The 22,655-nt window shown below is 60.2% G+C and carries 21 protein-coding genes; 7 read left to right on the top strand and 14 right to left on the bottom strand.

The features are described 5' to 3' along the window. Nucleotides 1-92 precede the first annotated feature (92 nt). The 5 genes from ACFVYC_RS11010 (at nt 93) to ACFVYC_RS10990 (ending at nt 3,486) form a co-directional block, all read left to right on the top strand. A complete protein-coding gene (locus ACFVYC_RS11010) occupies nt 93-824 on the top strand; it encodes a GAF domain-containing protein (RefSeq protein ID WP_387549751.1) in 732 nt (243 codons plus the stop codon). Between the two features lie 3 nt (nt 825-827). After that, nucleotides 828-1,124: a hypothetical protein gene (locus ACFVYC_RS11005; RefSeq protein ID WP_387549749.1), complete on the top strand. Its 297-nt coding sequence runs from the start codon at nt 828-830 to the stop codon at nt 1,122-1,124. 45 nt (nt 1,125-1,169) lie between these two features. After that, on the top strand, nt 1,170-1,916 hold the full coding sequence (locus ACFVYC_RS11000; RefSeq protein ID WP_387549747.1) for a GAF and ANTAR domain-containing protein: 747 nt from the start codon (nt 1,170-1,172) through the stop codon (nt 1,914-1,916). Nucleotides 1,917-2,055: 139 nt separating this feature from the next. Beyond that, nucleotides 2,056-2,955: an ABC transporter ATP-binding protein gene (locus tag ACFVYC_RS10995; protein ID WP_387549813.1), complete on the top strand. Its 900-nt coding sequence runs from the start codon at nt 2,056-2,058 to the stop codon at nt 2,953-2,955. 6 nt (nt 2,956-2,961) lie between these two features. Continuing rightward, the gene (locus tag ACFVYC_RS10990) at nt 2,962-3,486 is read left to right on the top strand and encodes a hypothetical protein (RefSeq protein WP_387549745.1); all 525 of its coding nucleotides are present in this window, start codon (nt 2,962-2,964) and stop codon (nt 3,484-3,486) included. On the opposite strand, the gene ACFVYC_RS10985 is transcribed toward ACFVYC_RS10990, so the two are convergent. From ACFVYC_RS10985 to ACFVYC_RS10955, 7 genes are all read right to left on the bottom strand, one after another. Then, complete coding sequence (locus tag ACFVYC_RS10985) at nt 3,483-3,629, bottom strand: hypothetical protein (protein WP_387549743.1); 147 nt, start codon at nt 3,627-3,629, stop codon at nt 3,483-3,485. The two genes, ACFVYC_RS10990 and ACFVYC_RS10985, sit on opposite strands and share 4 nt — an antisense overlap. A 394-nt stretch (nt 3,630-4,023) precedes the next feature. Beyond that, nucleotides 4,024-6,486 carry an EAL domain-containing protein gene (locus tag ACFVYC_RS10980; RefSeq protein WP_387549741.1) on the bottom strand — a complete coding sequence of 821 codons (2,463 nt, stop codon included), beginning with the start codon at nt 6,484-6,486 and terminating at the stop codon, nt 4,024-4,026. Between the two features lie 107 nt (nt 6,487-6,593). Then, entirely contained in the window at nt 6,594-7,061 is a 468-nt protein-coding gene (locus tag ACFVYC_RS10975; RefSeq protein WP_387549739.1) for a hypothetical protein, read from the bottom strand. Further along, a complete protein-coding gene (locus ACFVYC_RS10970) occupies nt 7,058-7,669 on the bottom strand; it encodes a signal peptidase I (RefSeq protein WP_387549737.1) in 612 nt (203 codons plus the stop codon). The genes ACFVYC_RS10975 and ACFVYC_RS10970 overlap by 4 nt, the downstream gene beginning before the upstream one ends. Before the next feature lie 29 nt (nt 7,670-7,698). After that, complete coding sequence (locus ACFVYC_RS10965) at nt 7,699-8,232, bottom strand: hypothetical protein (RefSeq protein ID WP_387549736.1); 534 nt, start codon at nt 8,230-8,232, stop codon at nt 7,699-7,701. Nucleotides 8,233-8,282: 50 nt separating this feature from the next. Further along, the gene (locus ACFVYC_RS10960; RefSeq protein WP_387549735.1) at nt 8,283-8,807 is read right to left on the bottom strand and encodes an alternate-type signal peptide domain-containing protein; all 525 of its coding nucleotides are present in this window, start codon (nt 8,805-8,807) and stop codon (nt 8,283-8,285) included. A 1,166-nt stretch (nt 8,808-9,973) separates the two neighbouring features. Continuing rightward, nucleotides 9,974-10,231 (bottom strand): hypothetical protein, encoded by a 258-nt coding sequence (locus ACFVYC_RS10955; protein ID WP_387549733.1) that lies wholly within the window; start codon nt 10,229-10,231, stop codon nt 9,974-9,976. Nucleotides 10,232-10,236: 5 nt separating this feature from the next. Between ACFVYC_RS10955 and ACFVYC_RS10950 the strand changes: the two genes are divergently transcribed. Beyond that, the gene (locus ACFVYC_RS10950) at nt 10,237-10,404 is read left to right on the top strand and encodes a hypothetical protein (protein WP_387549732.1); all 168 of its coding nucleotides are present in this window, start codon (nt 10,237-10,239) and stop codon (nt 10,402-10,404) included. A 101-nt stretch (nt 10,405-10,505) separates the two neighbouring features. On the opposite strand, the gene ACFVYC_RS10945 is transcribed toward ACFVYC_RS10950, so the two are convergent. The 3 genes from ACFVYC_RS10945 to ACFVYC_RS10935 all read right to left on the bottom strand — a co-directional run bounded on the left by ACFVYC_RS10945 (nt 10,506) and on the right by ACFVYC_RS10935 (nt 14,374). After that, nucleotides 10,506-11,867, bottom strand: a complete 1,362-nt coding sequence (locus tag ACFVYC_RS10945; protein WP_387549730.1) for an O-antigen ligase family protein — start codon at nt 11,865-11,867, stop codon at nt 10,506-10,508. Between the two features lie 7 nt (nt 11,868-11,874). Further along, a complete protein-coding gene (locus ACFVYC_RS10940; RefSeq protein WP_387549728.1) occupies nt 11,875-12,093 on the bottom strand; it encodes a hypothetical protein in 219 nt (72 codons plus the stop codon). Between the two features lie 124 nt (nt 12,094-12,217). After that, a complete protein-coding gene (locus tag ACFVYC_RS10935) occupies nt 12,218-14,374 on the bottom strand; it encodes an acyltransferase family protein (RefSeq protein WP_387549811.1) in 2,157 nt (718 codons plus the stop codon). A gap of 249 nt (nt 14,375-14,623) precedes the next feature. Here ACFVYC_RS10935 and ACFVYC_RS10930 point away from each other — a divergent pair, with 249 nt between their 5' ends. Next, nucleotides 14,624-15,934, top strand: a complete 1,311-nt coding sequence (locus ACFVYC_RS10930; RefSeq protein ID WP_387549726.1) for an ISL3 family transposase — start codon at nt 14,624-14,626, stop codon at nt 15,932-15,934. A 219-nt stretch (nt 15,935-16,153) separates the two neighbouring features. Here the strand turns inward: ACFVYC_RS10930 and ACFVYC_RS10925 are convergent, their stop codons facing one another. From ACFVYC_RS10925 to ACFVYC_RS10910, 4 genes are all read right to left on the bottom strand, one after another. Then, nucleotides 16,154-17,377, bottom strand: a complete 1,224-nt coding sequence (locus ACFVYC_RS10925) for a MinD/ParA family protein (protein ID WP_387549724.1) — start codon at nt 17,375-17,377, stop codon at nt 16,154-16,156. Between the two features lie 1,439 nt (nt 17,378-18,816). Further along, the gene (locus tag ACFVYC_RS10920; RefSeq protein ID WP_387549722.1) at nt 18,817-19,500 is read right to left on the bottom strand and encodes an acyltransferase; all 684 of its coding nucleotides are present in this window, start codon (nt 19,498-19,500) and stop codon (nt 18,817-18,819) included. Further along, the gene (locus ACFVYC_RS10915) at nt 19,497-20,837 is read right to left on the bottom strand and encodes a hypothetical protein (RefSeq protein WP_387549721.1); all 1,341 of its coding nucleotides are present in this window, start codon (nt 20,835-20,837) and stop codon (nt 19,497-19,499) included. The genes ACFVYC_RS10920 and ACFVYC_RS10915 overlap by 4 nt, the downstream gene beginning before the upstream one ends. Before the next feature lie 28 nt (nt 20,838-20,865). Further along, nucleotides 20,866-22,407, bottom strand: a complete 1,542-nt coding sequence (locus tag ACFVYC_RS10910; RefSeq protein WP_387549719.1) for a polysaccharide biosynthesis tyrosine autokinase — start codon at nt 22,405-22,407, stop codon at nt 20,866-20,868. Nucleotides 22,408-22,655 lie beyond the last annotated feature (248 nt).

The raw sequence follows: 22,655 nt of genomic DNA, 5'->3' as shown, positions 1-22,655 counted from the left end.
CCCTTGATGGATTGTGGAGACTAAGTGTGCTGAGATGAAGGAAGGAAAGCAGTTGGTTCATCAGGGGCCAGAACGCTGGGAATGGAGCGGTCATGGATACCGAATTGCCGCTGGCTGACGAGCTGGCCGCTGTGTATGCGCGCTTCTCCAATGTGCTCCTGACTGAGGAGACGGTGGCCAATGCCCTGAAGCTCATCACCGAGGCGGCGGTCCTGGCTGTGGATGACGCTGCCGGAGCGGGCGTATCCCTGATGGATACCAACGGCAGCCGCAACAGCGCAGCCTCCACGAGCCACCTCGTGGAGCAGGCCGACACCCTCCAGTACGAGCTCGGCCAGGGTCCCTGTCTGAGTGCGTGGGCTTCCGGACACCCAGTGGATATTGCAGATGTGCGGTCGGACCTTCGTTGGCCTGAATGGGGCCAGGCAGCGAACAGCCTCGGTTTGCGGTCATGTGTGAGCGTCCCCCTCCTTTCCGGGGACCTGGCTTTCGGTGCTATAAAGATCTACTGGGCAAACCCCAAAGCGGCGTCCCACAGACTGATCCGGCTGCTGGAACTGTTCGCAGCCCAAGCCTCGATCTTCCTGGTAAACATTCAGGCCCGGGAGAGGGGCCGGATGCTGAGCGAACAACTGAAATCCACTCTGTCGCAACGCGATATCATCAGCACCGCCAAGGGAATCGTCATGGCCAGCCGGGGCATGGGAAACCACGACGCGATGCTCCACCTGATAGCCAAAGCCCTCAACGAGAACCGGACCCTGCAGGAAGCGGCAGAAGAGATTATCGAGTCCAGGCCGGGACTCGATCATGACCGGGGGTGAACTATGGCCGTCCCTGGGGACGAGGACGAACAGCGCCAAGGCTTCCGGTTAGCATTCGAGGCTGCACCACTGACTCTTGAGCAGATTTGGATCAAATACTTTGGAATTGGAGGAAGAGCCGGGCTGACCGAGGTCCATGCCTATGTTTATGGTGCCCTCAGCCTTCCTCCGATTGAACGCGACGTCCTGGCACACGCGCTGAACGAATCCCTCAACACTCTCGGCGTCAACGGCCGGCGCGCGAGCTACAGCCAGGCCATCAACCCCAGCCCGGACGAGGGCGCGCCGGGGACCAACTAGCGGCAGGCATGTCCGCCCTGTTGTTCCCCCCACCAGGCTCCTAGCATGGAGGTTGTGGACACGGACAGGCAGAACGAGGACTTCCAGCAACTCCACCAACTGATCGCCGAGAGCGAGGACATCAAGGGTTTCCTCGATGGAATGACCACGCATGCTGCTTCATCCCTGAGCAGGACAACCGGTGCGCCCATCGCATGTGCCGTCAACCTGCGCCGGCACAAACGGACACTCACGGTCGCCGGCAGCAGCAATACAGCCGTGATTCTTGACCGCATCGAGCAGGAACTCGGACATGGGCCATGCCTGGAAGCCATCCACACCTTTTCAGCCGTGCTGCTGGCGGATACCCGGGACGACCAGCGCTGGCCCCTGTATTCCCGGGGATTAGACGCCGCAGGCTATAGAAGTGTCCTGGGACTTCCTGTCGACCTCGGCGACACGGCATCCGCATCCCTGAACTTCTTTGCCCCCGCCACCGGGTTGTTCACTGAGGAAGCCATCCATGATGCGATGGTGTTCACGCAGACCGCAGGACAGGCCCTGCGGTTGACCCTGCGCATCATCACTGCGGAACTGCTGGCAGAGGATCTCAAGGCCGCAATGAAAAGCAGGACGGACATCGACCTCGCCTGCGGCATGATCATGACTCAAAACCGCTGTACCCAGGAGCAGGCGTACCAGTTCATACTCCGGGCCTCGAACCACCGCAACATGAAAGTCCATGCCGTAGCCGAGCAAGTCATCCGGCGGCTGTCCGGCGCCAAGGAAACGGTCACCCACTTCGAGGACTGACAGCGCGCAACCTCCCCGTTGTCATCCTTTGGATGGACCCCGGCCAAGACGCCCGCGGATAGACTCGAAGGATCATTCGCAGGCACATGTTTGGGGAACAGCCTTGACCGAAGCACTTGTCCATATCAACGGTTTCCGGATGGACTTTGGAGACACCACAGTCATCCGGGACCTGTCCTTCGACGTTCACCGGGGTGAAACGTTTGGCTTCCTGGGCAGCAACGGCTCCGGGAAGACCACCACCATCCGGGCGCTGCTGGGCATCTACCAGCCCACCGCCGGGACGCTCCACATTGACGGGAGGCCGTTCCGGCCCGAAGACGGCGGACGGCTGGGGTATTTACCCGAGGAGCGCGGCCTGTACAAGAAGGAAAAGGTCATCGAGGTGATGACCTACTTCGGTCGGCTCAAGGGCCTCGACCGGCATGCCGCCAAGACCTGGTCTTTGGAGTATCTGGAGCGCGTGGCGCTGGCGGACAAGGCGGGCGAGCAGCTGGACAAGCTGTCCGGCGGGCAGCAACAGAAGGTCCAACTCGGCGTGACCATCATGAACGAACCCGAGCTGCTGATCCTGGACGAACCGACCAAGGGTTTTGATCCGGTCAACCGGCGCCTGCTGATGGACATCATCGGCGAGCAGAAGACCAAGGGGGCCACCGTGGTGATGGTCACCCACCAGATGGAGGAAGTTGAACGGCTGTGTGACCGAGTGATCCTGCTCAAGAACGGCACCGCCGAGGCCTACGGAACCATCGACGACGTCCAGAACCAGTTCGGCGGCCGGGTCATCAGGCTCCGGCACAGCGGTCCAGTCCCGCCGTCGCCGCGGTACACGGTGACCGTGAGTGAGACCAACTACTCTGAGCTGTCCATCGCCGATGACGCGGACGAAGCGGACATCCTCAAGGAGCTCGTCGGCGCCAGCGTTGCGGTGCGGTCTTTCACCACCACCAAGATCTCCCTGGAGGAGATCTTCATCCGGGTCTACGGCGCCCAGAACGAAGCCCGCACCAGCACCTTCGAAATGGCAGAGGCATAAGCGGACATGGCACAGCACAACCTCAGCACCGTCATCAGCTTCGAGTTCTTCCGGACCATCGGCAAGAAGCGCTTCTGGATCGGCACACTGGCCGTACCGTTCATCATGGCCGTGGTCTTCGGCCTGCTCTATGCGTCCAACACCGCCACCGACAGCGCCGCCGATGCCCAGAAGAGCGCCGAGTTCACCATCTCCTACACGGACGCCTCAGGGCTCATCACCCCTGAGCAGGGTGCGGTGTTTGGAGCCACGACGGCGGCCTCCGCCGCAGCGGGCCTCTCCGCCGTCCAGTCCGGCAGCGTGGACGCCTTCTTCGACTTCCCTGCGGACCCTGCCACGGAATCGGTGAAGGTGTACGGCGCCGACCAGGGCCTGTTCGAGAACAACAAATACTCCGCCGTCGCGCAGGCCATGCTGACCCAGGCAGTGGACGCCCGCATCGGCTCGGCTGAGCTGTACAACCAGGACGGCGTAGGCCTGCCACTTGGGACGGGCTTTATGGGGGTTGATGTCTACATACGGCATGGCTAGCGGCAGGTTCCTCGTGGTACTACGGGAGCGGTGACTCGAATGGCGCGGCGCTTGAGCCGAAGCATCAGGTACAGGCCAAAAAAGGGAACCAGCAACGTGCCCAGCAGCGTGCTCAGCGCAAGAGCGTACTCAGATACCGCCACAACAGCCTCCATCGGTCAGGTGATCCCCATCGACCACGACCTAACCACGCGACTGATGCGTTGACAAGTCACGTAAAGGCGGCCCCGCCGCCAACAGAAGCTATCTCTGCAAAGCCATCAGTACAACAGCCACCGTGACGGCGCCCAAAGCACTGAGCAAAAAATAGGAAAGTACCCTTAGTTTCCGCTGTCTGAGCTCCCGCCGGGAGTACCGCGCGTCGTAGGCGCCTCCGTATCTGCCCATGCCGGGATGCTACAGAACACACCCTCAAGGTTTGATCAAGTCATGGAGTTTATTACGAAATCGACGGTCTACGGTTGCTCTGACGGCACAAGGCAGACCCGCTTCGTGGCACTCGTAACGGCGACTCTGACGTGTTTGGAAGTTCCCTGGCTAATGGACGCCAGCCACCCCTGATTCCAACTCGGGGCTGGGCAACGGCGTTTCGAGCCAGGCCGGAATGCGTTCCGGCGGCATCGGACGGCTCCAGTAGTACCCCTGGGCGTGCGGTATGCCGAGGCGGCACAGTTCGGCGAGCTGCTCGGGAGTTTCCACACCTTCCGCCACCACGTCGAGGCTGAGGCTTTCGGCCATGCCAAGAACAAGTTCGATGATGGTTGCCCCGTGGGGTCCTCGTCCCAGTTCCTCAACAAAGGTACGGTCAATCTTTAAGGTCCGGGCTGACAGCCATCTGAGGTAACTCAGGGACGAATACCCGGTGCCGAAGTCATCGATGGACAGCCCCACTCCCAGGCTGTGGAGACGCTGCAGTGTCTCCTTGGGCAGGTCGGGCTGATCCATCAGCACTGTTTCGGTAATCTCCAGATTTACGGCGCCGGGGTCGATGCCGGCGGCACGAATTGCTGCCTCAACGATGTCCGTGAACTTGGGTGCCAAAAACTGGCGCCCGGAAATGTTCACTGCCGCTGAAAGGTTCTCCGCCCCCTTCAACTGCGAGCGCCACAGTTGAACCTGCCGAAAGGCTTCACGGAGTACCCAGGTGCCGATGGGGACAATCAGGCCTGTCTCCTCGGCGATAGGGATGAACGTGTCGGGCGCGATCAGCCCGTGATCGGGGTGGTGCCAGCGCAGCAGCGCTTCGAAGCCAACGGTCCGGCCATCGCTCACATGGATAATCGGCTGGTAGTCCAGGGAGAACTCTCCCCGTTCCAACGCATGCCGCAGGTCAGACTCCAGGTCCAGCCGGCCCGTCGCCCGCCCGGCCATCAGCACGTCGTACACCACTGACGAATCCCCGCCTGCCGACTTGGCCCGGTACATGGCAGCGTCGGCTCCCTGGAGCATCGATTCGGCGGTGTCGTCAGCGCCCGCCAATGCGATGCCAACGCTGAGGTTCAGGTAGATTTTCCGGCCGTTGACCTCAAACGGGCGCCGGGTGGATTGCCTGATCCGTTCCGCCAGGGTCCTCGCGCCGCGCAGCGTGAGGTTCTCGCAGACGATGACGAATTCATCCCCGCCAAACCGGCCCACGGTGTCACCGTTGCGGACAAAAGCCTGCAGCCGCTCCCCCAGGAGCACCAAAATGGTGTCCCCCGCACCGTGCCCGATGCCGTCGTTGATCAGCTTGAACCGGTCAACGTCAACGAACATCACCACTGCGCGGGAGTCCCGGTCCAGGAGTCCCTGCAGCACCTCGGTGATCACGTAGCGGTTGGGCAAGCCGGTCAGCGCATCATGGCGGGCGCGCCACTCCAGGATCTGCTCCGCCTGCTTGCGGTCGGTGATGTCCAGGACGGTGTCGAGGAACCGTCCTGGTTTCCCCTCCTCGAGTTCCACGTTCCTGATGCGGGAGTGGAGCCACCGTTGCTGGCCATCGGCCCTGACGATCCTGTACTCAAAATCAGCAAACCCGGTTCCCTCTTCCAGGCCCAGCCAGACCCGTTGCACAAGGTCCCTGTCCTCCGGGTGCGTCAGCTCAAGCATCAGTTCGCGGGAAGCCACCTGCCCCGGCTCCAGGCCGAAGATCCGGCCGAACTCCTCCGAGTGCCAGGTCTCACCAGTGTCCGTGTGCTCCACGCTTCCCACATGCGCCATCTCCTGGGCTGCCAGGAGTTTTTCACGTTCGACGGCGGCCGCCGCCCGGAGCCGCTGAATCTCGGTGATGTCCCGGGCGATTACCGACACCCCGGCCTGCTCCCCGCCCGGCCCGTACACGGGTGACACGGTCAGCTCGACATCAATCACCGATCCGTTCTTGCAGCCCCAGCGCACCTCCAGGCCGGTGACGAACCTTCCGCTCGCCACGCTGGCCCGAACTTCCGCAGCGAAATCCTCCGCATCACGGGTGGTCAGCGACCGGTAGCTTTGCCCCACAGCTTCCCGGGCGCTCCATCCGAACATCCTGGCCGCACCGGGGTTCCAGCTGGTGATGGTCCCCGTCATATCCGCACTGACGATCGCGTCGCCGGAGGATTCCACCATGGCCGAGAACCGCCGCAGAACTGCCTCGTTGTGCTTACGGTCCGTGATGTCCTTTGAAATGGCGACGACGGCCACCGGTGTGGTGTGCCGTCCGTGCACGGGACTGATCGTGGCGTGGACAGGAAATTCTCTTCCGCCCCGGTGGTGGATCCATAGCTCGCCGGACCAGTCCCCGCCGTTGGCGATCCGCTCCTGTATCTCCCGGGTCTCAGCCTCGGAAGTGCCACGGGCCAGCATTCCCAGGTGCGCTACCTTGGCACCGATCACTTCAGAGGCACTGAACCCGTACAGGCGCTCCGAGGCACGGTTCCAGTACGTCACCCTCCATTGGGCATCCACGCCGATCACCGACTGCCCAATTTCATCGAGCAGCAGTGACTGCATGACCAGGTCAGCATCATGCTCTTCAGGCATCGGTTCCCTCCCCCAACGGGCTCGTGCCCGCTATCCCCGTTGGGACCCGAACTTAGCACTGCGCCTACGTGCAAGAGAAGACCAGCGGCGAAGCCGCTGTGTCCGGTTCATCTGCACGTAACTGTCGAGTTGAAGAGGCCACGGTAGAGCTCGACCCGGATCAGGGTTGAGGAGGCTTTAACGCCTGCCGCTTCGGGGGTGAGGGTGACGTTGTAGGTGTCCGTGTCGAACAGCCCCGGCCGGTCCACGCGTAGAACGGCGGTGGCGGTTCCGGTGACGAGGCTTGCTGGCGTAGCCCCAGGAGCGGTAACGGTGTAGCTGCTGGCATCCGTGGCGGCCCAGCTCAGGGTGACATCCACCTGGTTGTTTGTGTTAGCGCGGGTGCAGGTGACACTGGAGGCGGCCACGGGGGCCGGGGCCCACGTTCCGGCAGTGACGCCGGAGGCCAGGGTTCCGGTTTGGCTCCACAGCGCGTGGGCGCCGGTGCCGGCCAGCCCGGCGGTCACGATGAGCAGGTAGATGATGATCGCAGCCCGCACCACTGCCGGACGGATCTGCGCGTCGGCGGCCTTCAACGGTGTGCTCCTTCCACAACAGCGTCGGGTGCGGTGTCTGTTGAAGCAGCGGTTGTTGAAGTACGACGGCGCCGAAGCACCTCGCGGATCATGGTTCCTGCCCCGTAGGCGATCAGGACCGCCGCGGCGGCCTGGCCGGCGAGGGTGCGGTCCTGGTTGCCGAGCCAGTTCGCCACGTAGCCGGCCCAGGGGACCGCGTAAAAGAGTTTGCCGCGGAGCTGTACTTCGGTGACCGGGTTGTCGTCGGGGGCTGAGTTGTTGTCGCCTTTGGTAAGGAGCAGGCGGTTGCCTTCCTGGTCCGCGGTGACAGAGATGATGCGGTGCGTAATGACATCCGATCGGCCGGACTCCAGCTGGTAGGTGATCACGTCACCGGTACGAAGGGTGTCCGCGTCCACAGGTTTGACGATCAGCAGGGTCCCGGGACCATAGTGGGGGTTCATGGAGTTGGTCAGCACCGAGTAGGTCTGTGAGCCGGTCACTGCCGGCACGATCACCAGCGTCAGCGCCGCGAATGCCGCGGCAATCAGCAGGATGAAGCTTGCACCGGCGCCCAGGACCCGCAGGGCCGGGTGGCGGCGGTGCTGCCGGCGGGTGGTCCGTGCCATGATTTCCGGTCCTTGTCCTCAAGCGTCGGTCAGAGTTGTTGGGCAGTGAGCGGGATCGTCACCGCTGCATTCGAGCCGCCGAGGGTTGCCGGAGCGGCTGCGGCCATGCTCACTTTGAGGCAGAAAACGCCAGAAACGCCTTGTGCCAGTGTGATGCTGCTGCCGGTTAGGACGGTTGCGCAGTTCGTTCCCTGGGCGGGGCTGACCACCGCAGTGAGGTGACCTGCCAAAGGTCCGCTGATCAGCGGAACGCCAGCGGTGATCCTCGCGGTGAAGGCGCCGTTTCCGGCATCGGTCGCGTTCTTAACGGTCACCGGGACGGTTTGGCTGGTTCCCGGCTTCAGACCCGTCACTGCCGGGATCGTCACGGCCTGTGCCGGGGCGAGCTGCGCCGTTCCAGCGGGGCTGATGATCGTGACCGCGAAGTCAGCTGTCTGCATGGCCTGCGCCGGGGACGCGGCGGTGGCGCTCCACAGCGCCAGCGTCCCCTGCACGGTGAACAGGGCCATGAGGACGGCGGCACACATCAGTGCAGTGGCTTTCAGCGCCGCCGTGATCCTCACGTTCTACTCCCAGGTTCCCGGCCAGGGCCGGTGTTGTTGTGTGGTGCGGGTCAGGGCAGGGTGGAGGAGGCGTCCTGCTCCAGCTTGAACCCGATCTTCCCGAGGTTGTTCGTGGCCTTCGTAGCGGAGGTGCCGGTCGTGGTGGACAGGAAGGTCACTGTCACCGAGGCAGTGTAGACCCCGTCGGAATCCTTGGTCAGCGACTCGGCAACAACGTTCCCCGTGCTGTCTTTGAGGGTGGTTTCCCCGACCTGAAGGTAGGCCGCAGTTTCGGGAGCGGTCAGCTTGTCGGTCACGGTGAGGTGGGCTTTCATCAGGTCACCGTCGAGGGCCACGGTAACCGGCTGGGTGAAGGTGAGCTTGTCGCCGGGAACGGCCTTGTAGGTGCTCAGATTGATCGCGCCCTTGGAGTTCGTCCAGGTTCCGGTGTTGGCGGTCAGCTGCAGATCACCGTTGGCAATCGAGCCGGCCTGCTGCTCAGCGGTGGTGTTCCACACCGCGAGGGTACCGCCGCCGCCGATCAGCAGTGCAGCTCCGAGTCCGGTAGCCAGCGCGCCCTTGGTCATCTTGTTCATGGTGGTTCTCCCTCGGGTTCCATCGCCCGGGCCCTCGTGGCCGGCGTTGAAACCAATATCCCGGGTGATTCTCAAGAACCGCAGCCGTTTCTGCTGAAGATCGACTCAAACTCTGCTCAACGTTTTCGCATAAATCTGGATGAATTCTTGAGTCTGTTTCACAGCGTTTCTGCAGGTCAGGCGCGTAAAGGCGTGCTACGAGGAGGCACGACGGCGGCTGCCGGGCTGGGTGCAGCAGCCCGGCAGCCATGTGCCGCCAAGGATTCCAGCTAGTGGCGGGCCCTCGCTCGGATCAGTCCTGCCGCCAGAAGGCCTGCCGCGCCGAGTGAAGCCAGCATGCCGCCAAGAGCCACGGCGTAGTCGGTGATTGTCATGTCCTGCCCCCTCCGTACGTCCTTGTACTGCCTGATGGGCTCAACCTACGCCGGGAAGCTTGGGATTTTGTTGAGGACCGCCTGCACGTCGGGTCACGATTCGGGCACAGCGGAATCGACGGTTATCCTTCGGAGCTGTATGAGTGACCGTAAAACGGCGACATACATTAGCGGTACCCGTACACAATCGCCGCGGCGGTCTCCTTGTACGCACGACGGGTCTCAGGCTTAAGAACGTCCAAGGTGACCAGGTCACCGTCGCATCACCTGGTCATACGGGACGGCGATGAGCTCACGGCATATACCGGAAAGGTGTTCCTCGTTGGCATTCTTGTCCACCCGGGAGGACACCTCGTCCTTGTCCGTGATGACGACAATGGCGTTCCTGGCCAGGTCCTCGTACCCCTGGCTCGCCAGCCAGTGCAGGGTGCTGCGGCCCGCTTAGCACCGTTCACTGCATAACGGGGGGCATCACGAGGTTGTCGGGGGGACTAAACGATGGCGCACATGGCGTTGCAGGTGACGCCGGTTCCGCAGTCGCTGAAAGCGGAAAATAACAGACAGACACAGCGCACAGTTGCACACGTATCAGTGCAAAACTGGAAGACATTATGCCTGCCGGACGCGAGGCGGACGTCTACGTGGACTTGACGGGCGTCACTTCCCGACCCATACGGTGGACGGCGGACAGACTTTCGCTACGCCTTCACCGAGGCGAACAAGATCGTTATGAAGAACGGGCCTGCTCATCAATAATGGGACCGCAGGACAGTACTACATAGACACACCCATTTAGCCGCTTTCCGGCCCCGCAACAACCGTGGGCGTTGCCTGCGTGTTCTTCGCCGGCATCGAATCGGGAATGGTCTGCGGCGCCTGTTCAACGCCTGTTGCTAACACTGGCCGCTGGTTCGGGCCGAAGTCCGCGTCCACGCGATCCTGTACCCGGGAACGCTGGAGTGCTACATAAACGACACTGGCGCGGCCCATGCCGCCGTGACCATCAAAACCCAGACGCTCTCCATGCCGCTCGAGCAGCATGCGGATCATGCTGCGTGGACATCCTTGCGGGCAACCCAACGAACCAGGCTGTCACAATCATGTCCGACGACACCCCCACGACATTCATCAGTGGTGTGGCGCTCCCTGAAATCCAGCACGCGGGAACCGACGGGACCGACCGCTATCTCTTCTGGGAGCCATACAAGCCTGTTGTGCAGTAACTTTGCCCGGGCAGATCATGCTGGCCATCTCCCGCGTCGTTTCCGACGCCTTGCAGCACAGGTGACCATGGTGTGGCGTTTGTGGAAATCCGCAAGAAGAGTTAGAACCTAGCTGGTACGCGACCGTAGTGCGAGCCTGTAGAGGTCTTGCGGAGTAGAACGGACGGCACGGTCACATGGTTCTGAGGGGCCGCCAGTGGTTCTGGCTTTGGCGTGAAATGCTCACTCATGATTGCCAAGGCCAAGGCTAGCCAAATGTACCGGTCCCACATCTGGTTGGAAAGAATGGCCGCAGCAAGGTATCCGATGTAACCAGACCAAAGGACCACCGCCAGGCGATTCTTTGTACGTCGGGCGCGAAGGAAGGCCGCCACTGCGGCGAGGACCAGAATAACGGCCGCCAGGATCCCCAGAACACCGCCCGAGTCCCACATCTGCAAGTACAGCGAGTGGCCATCCCGAGCATTCTCGAACCCGTTGCCCACAAACATGTTGTTGTTAATGCGGTCCCACACCGCCTCATACTTAAGGGACCGCCCCATGTCGGCTTCCTCGGCGCTACCCCCGCCGAGTAGTCGTCCGATCGCGTTGTGCTTGCCCGAGATGTCGATGAAGCCCACACTGATGGCATACAGGAACCCTCCGCCTGCCAGTAGCAGGAACATGGAAAGCTTGCTTGCCCCCAGGCCGACAACCGCACCTAGGACTACTACGGCAATGGCAACGATCCCAGCCCTGGATCCGCCGATTATGGTACCCCAAACGCACAACGTTATACCGGCCAGGGACAGCAAGGCTAGCAGCCTACTCTTCGTAGCCATGAGTAGCGCCAACCAAATTCCAACCGCAAGGGCCGCCGAAATTGCCAGGTGGTTGGAATGCAGCGCTAGTCCAGCTGGCCGCGGGTTCACTTTGTCCATCACGGCTACAAGGCATGAGACGCTGGCGCCCAATCCATAAGCCACGCCCATCCACGTGAGAACCTTCTTGCCCGGTTTCAGTAGCCGGACCAGCCCCAGAGACAGCAGCACTGCGATGGCGTACTGGGCCAGCTGCATTGCGGATTCTGTCGGTGCTGTCGATGTGGCAATGGTCCCGATCAAACCGCCAAGGACTAGGAGGCAGGCTGCCCAGGAGATGTGCTTACCTGACGCAGGAAGAGACTCGGCTCCCTTGTTGGAGAGCAACGCTACAGCCACCGCCCCCACCAACAGAACGTCGCCCACGGTGATGGAGTCGGAAAGCCTGACGGCGATCATAGGCGAAAAGAAGAACGCTCCGAACGCAAGAGTCAGTGCGAGAGCGCGAAGTCCCGCGAACATGACCAGAAGGATAGCCAGCATCCCGCCAAGAACCAGCGCAAAGCCAATGGTTCCAGCAGACACACCGAGATAAACCAAGAGCACACCGACAACGCCAGCGCCGATAGTGGCCCTTGTGGAGCTTTCCACGTGAACTTTCATAAACGGCCTAGTAGTCCTTGGTCTTAGCACGCTCTTTGCGCTTCCCCGTGATTGCGTAGCACAGGACGAACATTGCAGCAATCCCGTAGGCCGTGAGGGTTACCCCGCCGAGCTGTTGCCCCGGTTCTACCGCCACATATAGGACGGTCGCCGTGATGGCAAATACCGTGCACGTAAATCCGAAGATCTTGGGCACGTCGATGACTATGCTCCCCCGAAGTTTCATTCGCCAAGATTACCAGCCCCGCTCAACGACGGTTTCGACCCGGATACTGCGGGCACCGGAGTGTAGCAGCGGCGAGGTTCCACTCTCGTGGTCTTTCGACTCAACGAGTGGAACCTTTGTGCCACTAGGAGCCGAATGCACCCACGCCATGTAGTGCTGCGTCGATTGCCGGAGCGATCTTTTCCACGTAAGCCTGCGTCAGGTGAACGTGATCTACTTTGACAGGGGTAGTCCCGACGAATGCGGGGCACCGATTCGCTTGGCAGAATAGCGGACGTGTATCGATAACCTCTGCTTTGAACTGTTTGGCTGCTGACTGCTCAGCTGCGACGAAAGAACTCCAAGCCGATTCCACAGTAGTGAGACAGTCATTGGGTGAGCTGAATCGGTCGTAACAGTCCTCGATGTTCGCGCCGGACGGAGGCGGCGCCAGGAACACAACTTTGCCAGCCGATGCTGCGAACTTGGTGAGCGTCCGGGTCAATGCCGCGTTCCATTCCGCGCTCGTGACAGGCTTGCCGGTTTCTCTAATGGTGCCCTTATAGCCATTAGTGATAACAACAAGCTCGGGCCGGATGTTATTGATGGTGTCGATGGCCGCTTCAATCCTGCCTGGGCACGCTTCCACAATGGACGCAACGTCATTCTGGAACGCCAGGTCCACGAACCGGCATCCACCCATAGATTTCTTAATAGGCTTCCAGTCGGGCTTTGAGGCGATTATGTCCTGAAATGCCTTCGTGTATGCGGAGGACGTGGAATCTCCGACGAGGACTATGGTCTTGGGCGCCGTCGCTAGGCCCCATGTGCATGCGGATTCTGGGGGTGGCATTGCGCCCTGGCACCGCCCAACGTCGGCGGGGGTTTGAGGTTTGCCTAGGACGTCGTCGAGGCTTGGATTCAACTCCGGCCAGACAGTGGCTGCAAGGGCACCCCCGATCTCCTGGCTTAGCCGCTGGCCAACCTGCCCGAAAGGGTTAGCCGTCTCGGCTGGAGATGGCGTCTGTGCAACCAAGGGCTGGACCGGCGCCGCCGTCGGAGCGGATGGCGCGGAACGCATCAACGCCATGCCGGAAACAGCGATGGCAGTAATCAGCAACATACCCAAGGCCCCATATTGGTAGCGGCCCGAATACTGCTTCCACCACTTCTCAACGGCACGTTGCCGGTCGCTCTTATGTCGGTACCTATGCAGAAACGGCGCCTTCTGAAAGGGCTGCTCCACGAGGTGGTAGGAGCCGGTAGAGAACACTCCTGTTAGCAGCAAACAAGTCAGGAAAAACAACAAGCCTGGTTCCAAGAAAACGTCGGCAAGAATGATCACCGGGAAGTGCCATAGGTAAAGCGAATAGGAGACATCCCCGAGGTAACGGCTAACGGGGTTGGTTAGGACTGGCACTCGAACAGCGCCCCCAGTGCCGGCTGCAATCACCACAGCAGTCGAAAAAACCGGCAGAGCTGCCCATGGCCCGGGGAAAGCCATCGAGTCGTTAATGAGAAAAAGAGACGCGGCGATACCAGCCAGGCCGACCCACGAAAGACGTGATCTGACCCCAGCAGGAATCCGATTCAGAAGTCCAGCGCCAACTGCAAGCAGGGCGCCAACGCCCAACTCCCATGCCCGGGAGAAGGTCGAGAAGTAAGCCATCGTAGGGCTGTCGGCGCTCTCGCCGAGGGACCAGAAGAAAGAAGCCGCAACGATAGCCCCCATCACCACGCCGACTGCCACCCGGCCCTTCCGGGCATCTCCGGATTTAGCAACACCAAGTATTGCAAAGCTTAAAACCATGAGCCATGGCCATATAAAGTAGAACTGCTCTTCCACAGCCAGAGACCAGAAGTGCTGCAAAGGGGAGACAGGACCAGTTGCCTGAAAATAGTCGGTGCCCTGTATAGCAAAGCGCCAGTTGGCGGAAAAGAACAAGGCCCAAATCGCATCGTGGACCACGCTGGACGCCCTCGCAGCATTGAACATAACGAAAGCTGCGATGGAGGTTACAACCAATACGACGAAAGCTGCAGGCAGAATGCGCTGGGTCCGGCGACGGTAGAACCCCAGGAAGGAAATCCTTCCCGTTCGCTCATGCTCGCGGAGGAGGAGGCCAGTGATGAGGAATCCGCTAATGACGAAGAAGATGTCTACGCCCACAAATCCACCTGTGGGCCAATGGAACATGTGGTCGGCAATGACGGCAACTACCGCAAGGGCGCGAAGCCCCTGGATGTCTGCCCGTAGATTCTGCTTCAACGGAGCAGCCGTAGACCTACGTTTTTTGAGCACGGACAATGCCATATTTTCCCCCACTTAACGACCTGAGACTACCCAAATTGTACCGGGCACCTTGGGGTCAGTAAGACGCGGGTAAGTGGCCCTTCGCAGATGAGCGTGGTTAGGGCGGACTGATGTCGACGCCGTGACCGTCTAGTTTTCAGGTGCGGCGTGGTGCCGTGGGAGAGAGGTCAGGGCCTCTTTGAATTGGTAGCGACCAAGCAAACCAATAACAAAAGAGACCCTGACAGGAATAACTCTATGTCGTGTTCCTCCGGTCGCTGGTGCATGCGCGCGGATGCACTGCTCGGTGTCGAGGGCATTCACATCAACTCAGTCAGCACATCACCGGCGGCCCTGATTCTGCGGGTTGAAACCGGTGAAAGTCTCACCGGCTGTCCTGACTGCGGTGTCGTGGCGGTCGGTCATGGCCGCCGCCCGGTACACCTCCATGACATCCCGTGTTTCGGCCGTCCGGTCCGGCTGTTGTGGGCAAAACGTGTTTGGCGGTGCCCGGACTCTGACTGTCCAAGAACCACGTTCACAGAGGACCATGAACTGGCCGGGCCGCGGGCAAAACTCACCGCCCGCGCCGTGGCCTGGGCGACCGACGCTTTGGCCCGGTTCGACACCTCCGTCTCGGCCCTCGCCCACCAACTCGGGGTCTCCTGGCACACCGTCTGGGACGCTGTCAGGGCTGAGGGCACGCGGCGGCTCGGAGGGGCTGGCCGGTTGCAGGGTGTGGACGCCCTCGGCGTTGACGAACATGTCTGGTCCCACACCGGGCCGCCGGGAACCGGGATGGTCACCGGGATCGTGGACCACACCCGGGACGCCCACGGCATCGTCCATGCCCGGCTGCTGGACCTCGTCCCGGGACGTTCCGGGAAGTCCTACGCCGACTGGCTCAAAGCCCGTGGCGAGGAGTTCACCGCCGGGATCAAGACCGCAGCGTTGGACCGGTTCCGCGGTTACGCGAACGCTATCCGGGACGAACTGCCCGAGGCCATCACCGTTCTGGATGCTTTCCACGTGGTCAAGCTAGGGTCCGCGATGGTTGACGAGGTCCGCCGCCGCGTTCAGCAGGACACCCTGGGCCACCGGGGCCGTAAGGGTGATCCGCTCTACGGGATCCGCAGAACCCTGCAGATCGGCGCCGAACACCTGACCGACAAACAGGCCGCCAGGCTCGATGCCAAACTCACCGCCGGGGACCCGGACCACGAGGTCACCCTCGCCTGGCAGTGCTACCAAAAGCTCCGCAACATCTATCACGCCCGGCCGGAACGCGGACGCGAACTCGTGGCCGAGGTGATCTCCTCATTCCCATCCTGCCCGATACCGGAAGTTGCCCGACTCGGCCGGACCCTCAAACAATGGAAGAGCGCGATCCTGGCCTACTTCGACACCCGTGGAGCATCCAACGGGCCCACCGAAGCGATCAACGGCGTCATCGAAACCACCCGCAGAATCGCCCGCGGCTTCCGCAACTTCACCAACTACCGAATCAGATGCCTGCTCGCAGCCGGCGGCCACCGCCCCTACCGGATCAAACAGACCAACCATGCCTAAATGCGAAGGGCCGGGTAAGTACCCCTAGCCCGCCACGGGTGAGGGTATCGAAGGAATCAACAAGGAGTTTGCTTTCGCAAGTGATCCTGCCCCTTGGAAATCCGGAAATTGCCTATGCGTTGGCTGGCACGAACTCTTAGTCTGGCTTTGGTAGAGCCGGCGTCGAACACATCAAGCCTTCGTTGCGGGGGCGAGGGCTTGACTTCCCAGCGCGCGACCTTACCGATAACCGTCCACAATTGCGGCAGCAATTTCCTTGTACGCCCGCCGGGTCTCGGGCTTCAGTACGTCCAGTGTTACCAGGTCCCCGTCTGCAACGCCCCGGTCGTGCGGGACGGCGATGAGTTCACGGCAGATGCCCGAAAGGTGTTCCTCGATGGCGTCCTTGTCCACGCGGGATGACACCTCGTCCTTGTCCGTGATCACCACAATTGCATTCCGGGCCAGGTCCTCGTATCCGTGGCTCGCCAGCCAGTGCAGGGTGCTGCGTGCCCGCTTGGCACCGCTGACTGCATAGCCGGCTGCGATCACCAGGTTGTCTGCGGACTGCAGGATCCCGCTCATGGCGTTGTGGGTGACACCGGTACCGCAGTCTGTCAGGGCAACCGAGTAGTACGCGGCGATGAGCCTGCGGATCCGCAGGTACTCTTCGGCGGTCAGCGAGTCCGAGACCTCCGGATCCTGCTCTCCCGCAATCAGGTGCAGCCGGCCGGCGTGGTGCATGTACCTGGCCAGGGCGGTAAGCGAATCGACGGACTCGATGTTGCGGAGCAGGTCTGTGATCGTGCGCGGGCTTGACTGCTGGTAGATCCCCTCCCCCAGGGCACGCTCCACGAGGTCGCCGGAATCCGGATTCGCGTCAATCGCGCAGGGAGCGTCGCCGCGGTACTCGGCGAGGGTCAGTCCGACACCCACGGTGGTGGAGGTCTTGCCAATGCCGCCCTTGAGGCTGAGCACTGCAGTATTGTAACTGCCCTGCAGCTGCCTGGAGATGCGGCGTCCCAGTTCTTCTTCCTGGCGCTGTTTCTGTCCGGGGCCCATGTTCCAGGCCCCGCCGGTCATTTTGAAGATGGCCCCGCGTACACCGCCGACCGGTCGCGGTTTTTGTTCCTTGACGAAGAGACCCGGGGAGCTGATGAAGTCCGGCATGGGCTTGTCGGCGATGGTGTCCGCAACCGTGGGCCGCGGACGCCGGAAAGCGGGGGTTTCAGTATGAGCGTCCGGCGGCGTCGGCTCGGCATCTGTAGCAGTGGCACCGAGGGTTGAGGTGATGGTGTCCGTTCCCGCGGGCTGCGCGGATGCCGGCAACCGGGTAGGAGCTGGAACGGGCTTAGCTGGCTTTGCCGCATCTGCTGCGGCAGCTGCTTCCGCCCACGAGGTCCGGCGCGTGAGCGGCTTGCCGGCGTCAGACTGGGTGGAGGGGTTCGGTGTTACGGCTGGCATGGTTCCTGTCCGGGCAACCGTCAAGTCAGCGTCGGCGTGACGATTGTCACGGCGTCGGCGCAGTTCAGGCTGCCCTGCATCCTCTGCATGGGCTCGTGCGTTCTGATCCGCCGGATCGGGCATGTATGTCCCCCAGGACGTTCGGCAAACTGTTGTGCAGCACTGGTTCAAACAGTAAGTCTAGGGGCTTCGCCAGACGGGCCTGTTCAGATGCGTACGAGGGCAGCGCCTACAACGGCAACGGTGAGGACCAGGAGGACTACCAGGACGGCATAGGCTTGCCACTTTGGACGGGCTTTATGGGGATTGATATCGACGTACGGCATGGCTAGCGGCGGCTTCCTCGTGTGCGGCGGGAGCGGTCACCCGGATGGCTCGGCGCTTGAGGCGGAGCATCTGGTGCAGGACAGCGCAGGGAACCAGCAGGGTGCCCAACAGCGCACTCAGCGCAAGGGCGTACTCAGATATAGCCACAACAGCCTCCATTGGTCAGGTGATCCCCATTTCACCAGACCTAACCACGTGACAGGTGCATTGACAAGTCACGTCAACAGACGGCACTGCCTCGAAGGCGTTTCGGCCGAGTGCGTCGGTCCGATGACCATAGTCGCCATGGCCAATGCACAGATCAGAAAATACGAATTTACCCTTACATTCTGCACTTCACGTCCCGCCGTGAGTACCGCGTGTGGTGACTTTCTCCATATTCACCCGGGCCGAAACTTCATACAAAAGACACCCTAAAGGTTTGCTTGAGTCCCGTCCTTTGTTACGAATAGCGCTGGGCGGGCGCGGGCAGGGCCAGCCTGGTTCTCAAGAAGAGTCTGGCGATGCCAGGACCCGGAGGTCTTGGCGCCGTCCTTTAAAAGGCATGCACAGGGTTTACCGGCCCGTCAATGTTTGAAGCATCGGAGAGCAAATGCAGCTCGCTACCAAAGCTCGCTCTGACTCGGAGCTTGAGTCGTGCTCCACACCCACTTCCCCACAAACCGTAAAGAGCCACCAGCCAGGAAGTTGCTTTTAGAGTGCGAAATGGCTCACTATTCCACCATCGGTGACAGCCGGGCTGAAGACCGAAGGAAATCGGTCAGCGGCACCGCCCGAAATCCTCTGCCCACGGCGGACCGATGCCCTGGTTTGCTGACGGAGAAATCATGGAACTTCTTACTTCTGACGATTTGACCGGATCGTCGCGCGCTACCGCGGAACTCACGGGCCGTTCGTCTCCGGCCAGGAGGGTAGTAGCGCTCGCTGCACAGGCAGCCGCCATGTTGCCCAACTCGCGGCCACTTCCGCCACTGAAACTTGGAGCATTACAGAGCCGATAAACGCTAGCCTGGCGGCAGCCGCTCTACAGCTTGCTGTCCCCACGGACAGGTCAGAAAGGAATTTTACGTCACCACGAACGGTTCACACATGGAGCATATCGCCGAGATGTTCTACTGATGGCTGGAACCAATCGCGTCTGCATCCGCCGGGGGCTTTACAACACCAGACGTGCGCGTGAAGTAATCACCCACAAGGTCACCCTTTACAAGGACGCCACGATGGGAGACAACCAACCCTCCCTCCTTAGACAAACCTTTATCAATGGTGACACCCATGCCAACAACGGAGTTGTCAGGCAATCTGGTTCCAGGAGTGACATTCACGTTAGAAGATATAATGCAGTATGATCCGATTTCAATGGAGCTCACTGACTGCTCGGATCTCTTCCAATTGATTCCATGAGTAATAAAAGTACTCCTCACGCCCGCAACGGTCGTGTGCGAACCTAAATTGATACCGCCACTGCAATCCAGATAGTGACGATTGGTGATGGCGGAATGTGCACCAATTTGCAAAATACCCGACTTGGTCTCCATAGTGAGATCAGGGGCGGCTGATATCCAGTTCAACTGACCTATTCTCGCACTGTCTTCCAGAATAAGACGCCGGATCCCCCTGATGCAGGTAAGAGCACCGATGCGCGAACTTGGACCAGCAGAAATGTGACCGACATTGATAATCAAACAAGGCTGGATATCCGCAGAAATGTGTATGTCAAATCCAAGCATACGCAAAATTTTATTTTTGAAAACACTACTCGGCAAAATACCGGCGAGCAAAATCACTAACCTCATTGTTCAACTCTCTTTAGTCGTTTGGACAGCAACTGTGGCGCTAGATTTTTTCGCCTACGTCGGCCTAAAGAACGCGTAAGACCCATCCAAAAAATCACCTCGAACCCTACAGTCAGTAGGAAGCCGAGGAAGACGCCCAGGAGTGCACCCGCAGTTCCGTGGCTACTAACGAGGACAACGGCTGCCGCCATTCCCAGGACACTACCCACTGACGTCGCCATTAACAACTTGCCGGCACCGCCCAGAGGAATAAGTCCCGCCCGACTAAGTATTCGCTCGAGAAAAATTAGAGCACAAATTCCTGCGACTAATGCGCCAAGAATAACTTCAAATTCAATTTGCCCAGCCCCTAGAAACGCCCACAGCCATGAGCCAAGCAGGAGGATAAAGACGCAAACGACAAATGACATCGCAGCACCAAACAATACGGCTTTTCGACTCCGTCGAATTACCGCGGTGCGTCCTTCTGCTTTCGGAACCCAGCCCTGGGCTACACTCACAATTGGTGCTACTCCGGATATGAACTGCTTCTGAATCTTATCGGCAAGTGCAAATGCAGGCAGGGCCGAAGGCGCAAAAAGCCCTACAACCAATATGGGAGCAGACAAGAAAATCGCTGAAATGAGACTGGCCACCATTCCATGCGACTGAGCACGTAGTGCTCTTACCACTACTGACATCGACAACCGATGGGGGGACTTCCACGTTTTTCCGAAACTCTTTAGTTTCCAGCTGCGAATCACCAGGCAAGTTAATACGAGACCAACCGCAAGGCCTGCCGACTGAATGATGAGCCCGGATTCCAAAGAGAAACCATTGTAAAGGACAACAATGGCCGCTACCGTCGCTACTGTTCTGGGAACTGTCTCGTACCACAACAAAGCAAACGGGCGGGCCATGCCGACGAATAACCAATTGCTGCTCATTCCGGTCATCGCAGTTCCGAGCAGGGCTAGCCCCGACACAGTTTCATTTCCAGGAAACAGGATCCACAAAAGAGCCAATCCCAAACCAGTTGCCGGTACGCCTACAAGGAGTCGCCCGACGAGGGACTTACGAAACTCTAAAATTTGTCCGTCTAAACTACTTCCAGCAATCGCGGCTGGACCCGTTAGCGTCCACCCGTATCCGACAACGACTGCAACTACTACTCCGAATGCTTGCCCAAGGGCTACGGATGCCCAGCCATGCGGTCCTGCAGATTGTACAGCAGCGGGTATGAACAACAAACCAGTCACACCGAGGAGAAGAGTCGATAAGGCATATCCGATAACTTGGGTTGCCCTTTTTAGCTCCCTACCAGGTCTTAGCACAGCCTCGCTGGAAGTGACCGTCATTCGATCCCCTAACAGGACAACGCCAGTGTTATCTGTCGTTTCTGGGGCGACCGGGAAATGCCGCGGGAGGTCGCTGGTCATCGCCAAGGAGAGTTTCCGTGAACATAAGGTGGCCCGCAGCATCCTTTGCTGAACGAAGTTGACTGACTGTTACATCTTCACGCGATGAATGACCTGATTCTGTGCCTGACTGCTGCATAGAAAGTTGGCCATCACTCCGACTCTCGTATCCATATGAGCCGCCCCCGTAAGCGTCAGGGCCCTTGATCGCAGTGCGGTTCAGTACGATGCCAAGAACACGCGCCCCAACCATTTCGAGTGAAGCGAGCGAGCGCTCGAGCTCAAGCCGCTTAGTTCTCTGTGCACCAACCACCATTACAGCCCCCTGGACGCTTTGCGCGAGAACGGCAGCGTCCGTAACGGGTAACAAGGGAGGGGTATCGATAATTACCATGTCGAACGTTCGCTCAAGCTCCGCCAACAGTTCCTTCATTTCAGCCGAACCGAGGAGTTCGCTTGGATTCGGGGGTATACGTCCAGAGGTAAGGACGTACAAATTTTCGTTTCCCCAGGGCTGAAGCAGATCACTGACTTCCGCCGCCTTGATCAGGGCAGTACTCAGACCCACCGCGTTCTCAAGCCCGAGATAGTCCCCTATCATCGGCCTGCGCAGATCCGCATCGATCAAACAAACGGAGCTTCCAGCTTGGGCGCAGGCAATAGCGAGATTGATGGCCGTGGTGCTCTTACCCTCCCCCGGCATGGAGGACGTAACCAATATGCTTCCATTCGATGACGCTAGGGTTGCGAACTGCAGATTTGTTCGAAGTTGCCTGAAAGATTCTGCACGAGGGCTTTGTGGCGCTGCCTGGCTAAGAAGTGGACGTTCAGACGCTGCGGGATCGTTAGCTATGCCCGCGAGAATTGGCGTTGCAGTTACGGTCCGCAAGTCCTCTTCTCCTCGAATTTTGGTGTCTGTAGCCCTCCTGACAAAGGATGCACCGACACCCGCAAACAACCCAAGAACAGCCCCCAGGAGGAGACTGAGTTTGGTGTTGGGCGCAGATGGCGAGTCGGGTGCTACCGCTGGTGTTATAACCGAGAGGCGAACCGGCGAAGTTTCGTCGGGGCTGGTCGTTTCCAAGGTTTTCACGGCGTCGATCAAACTTTCGCCGACTGCTTGAGCCAACGCTGCCGCCTGAACCGGTGATGAGTCCGACGCGCGGATGGTAATGAGCACCGTGTTGAGGTCCGCGCCTGCAGTGACCCTCCCAGCCAGTTCCTTGGGGCGAACCTCCAAACCAAGAGAATCTATCGCGGGTTGAAGCACGACAGGCGTTGTGGCTGCCTTCACGTAGGACTGCACTCTTGCCTGTGTGAAGGTGTTGCCCTGCTGCAGCTCTTGAACGCTGCCAGTGTTCTGAATGGCGACAAAGAGTTCGGTCTCCGACGTGTAGGTGGGCTTCTCCAGCAGGGAAAACAAGCCACCTAACAGAATGCCGACAAGTGACATCGACAAAATAAGTAGCCAGTTCCGCCGCGCCAGAGTAACCAAGTCCCGAATTTCCAAGCTTCCCCCTGCGGTATCGAACGACCAGATGCGTGCCAGGCAGCGCGAAGATAGTCGTCGTAAAAGTCAGACTCAGTCTACCCGCCGTTTTTACGCAGGAGCGCAACGGTGAGAAGCCGGCTATCGCTTTGAGTAACATCACACTGCCGGCCTGGACCTGGCCACAACGCTTCGCCCGTGAAACGAGCTGGAACGTGGTCCGTCAACTAGATCCTTGAGAATGGACGCAACTAGTGGCGGCGCACACC

It is taken from the genome of Pseudarthrobacter sp. NPDC058329 (assembly GCF_042879835.1).
Classification (GTDB): Bacteria; Actinomycetota; Actinomycetes; order Actinomycetales; family Micrococcaceae; genus Arthrobacter.
Note: the sequence above shows the minus strand (reverse complement) of the source record. Positions and strands in the feature narration are given on the sequence as shown.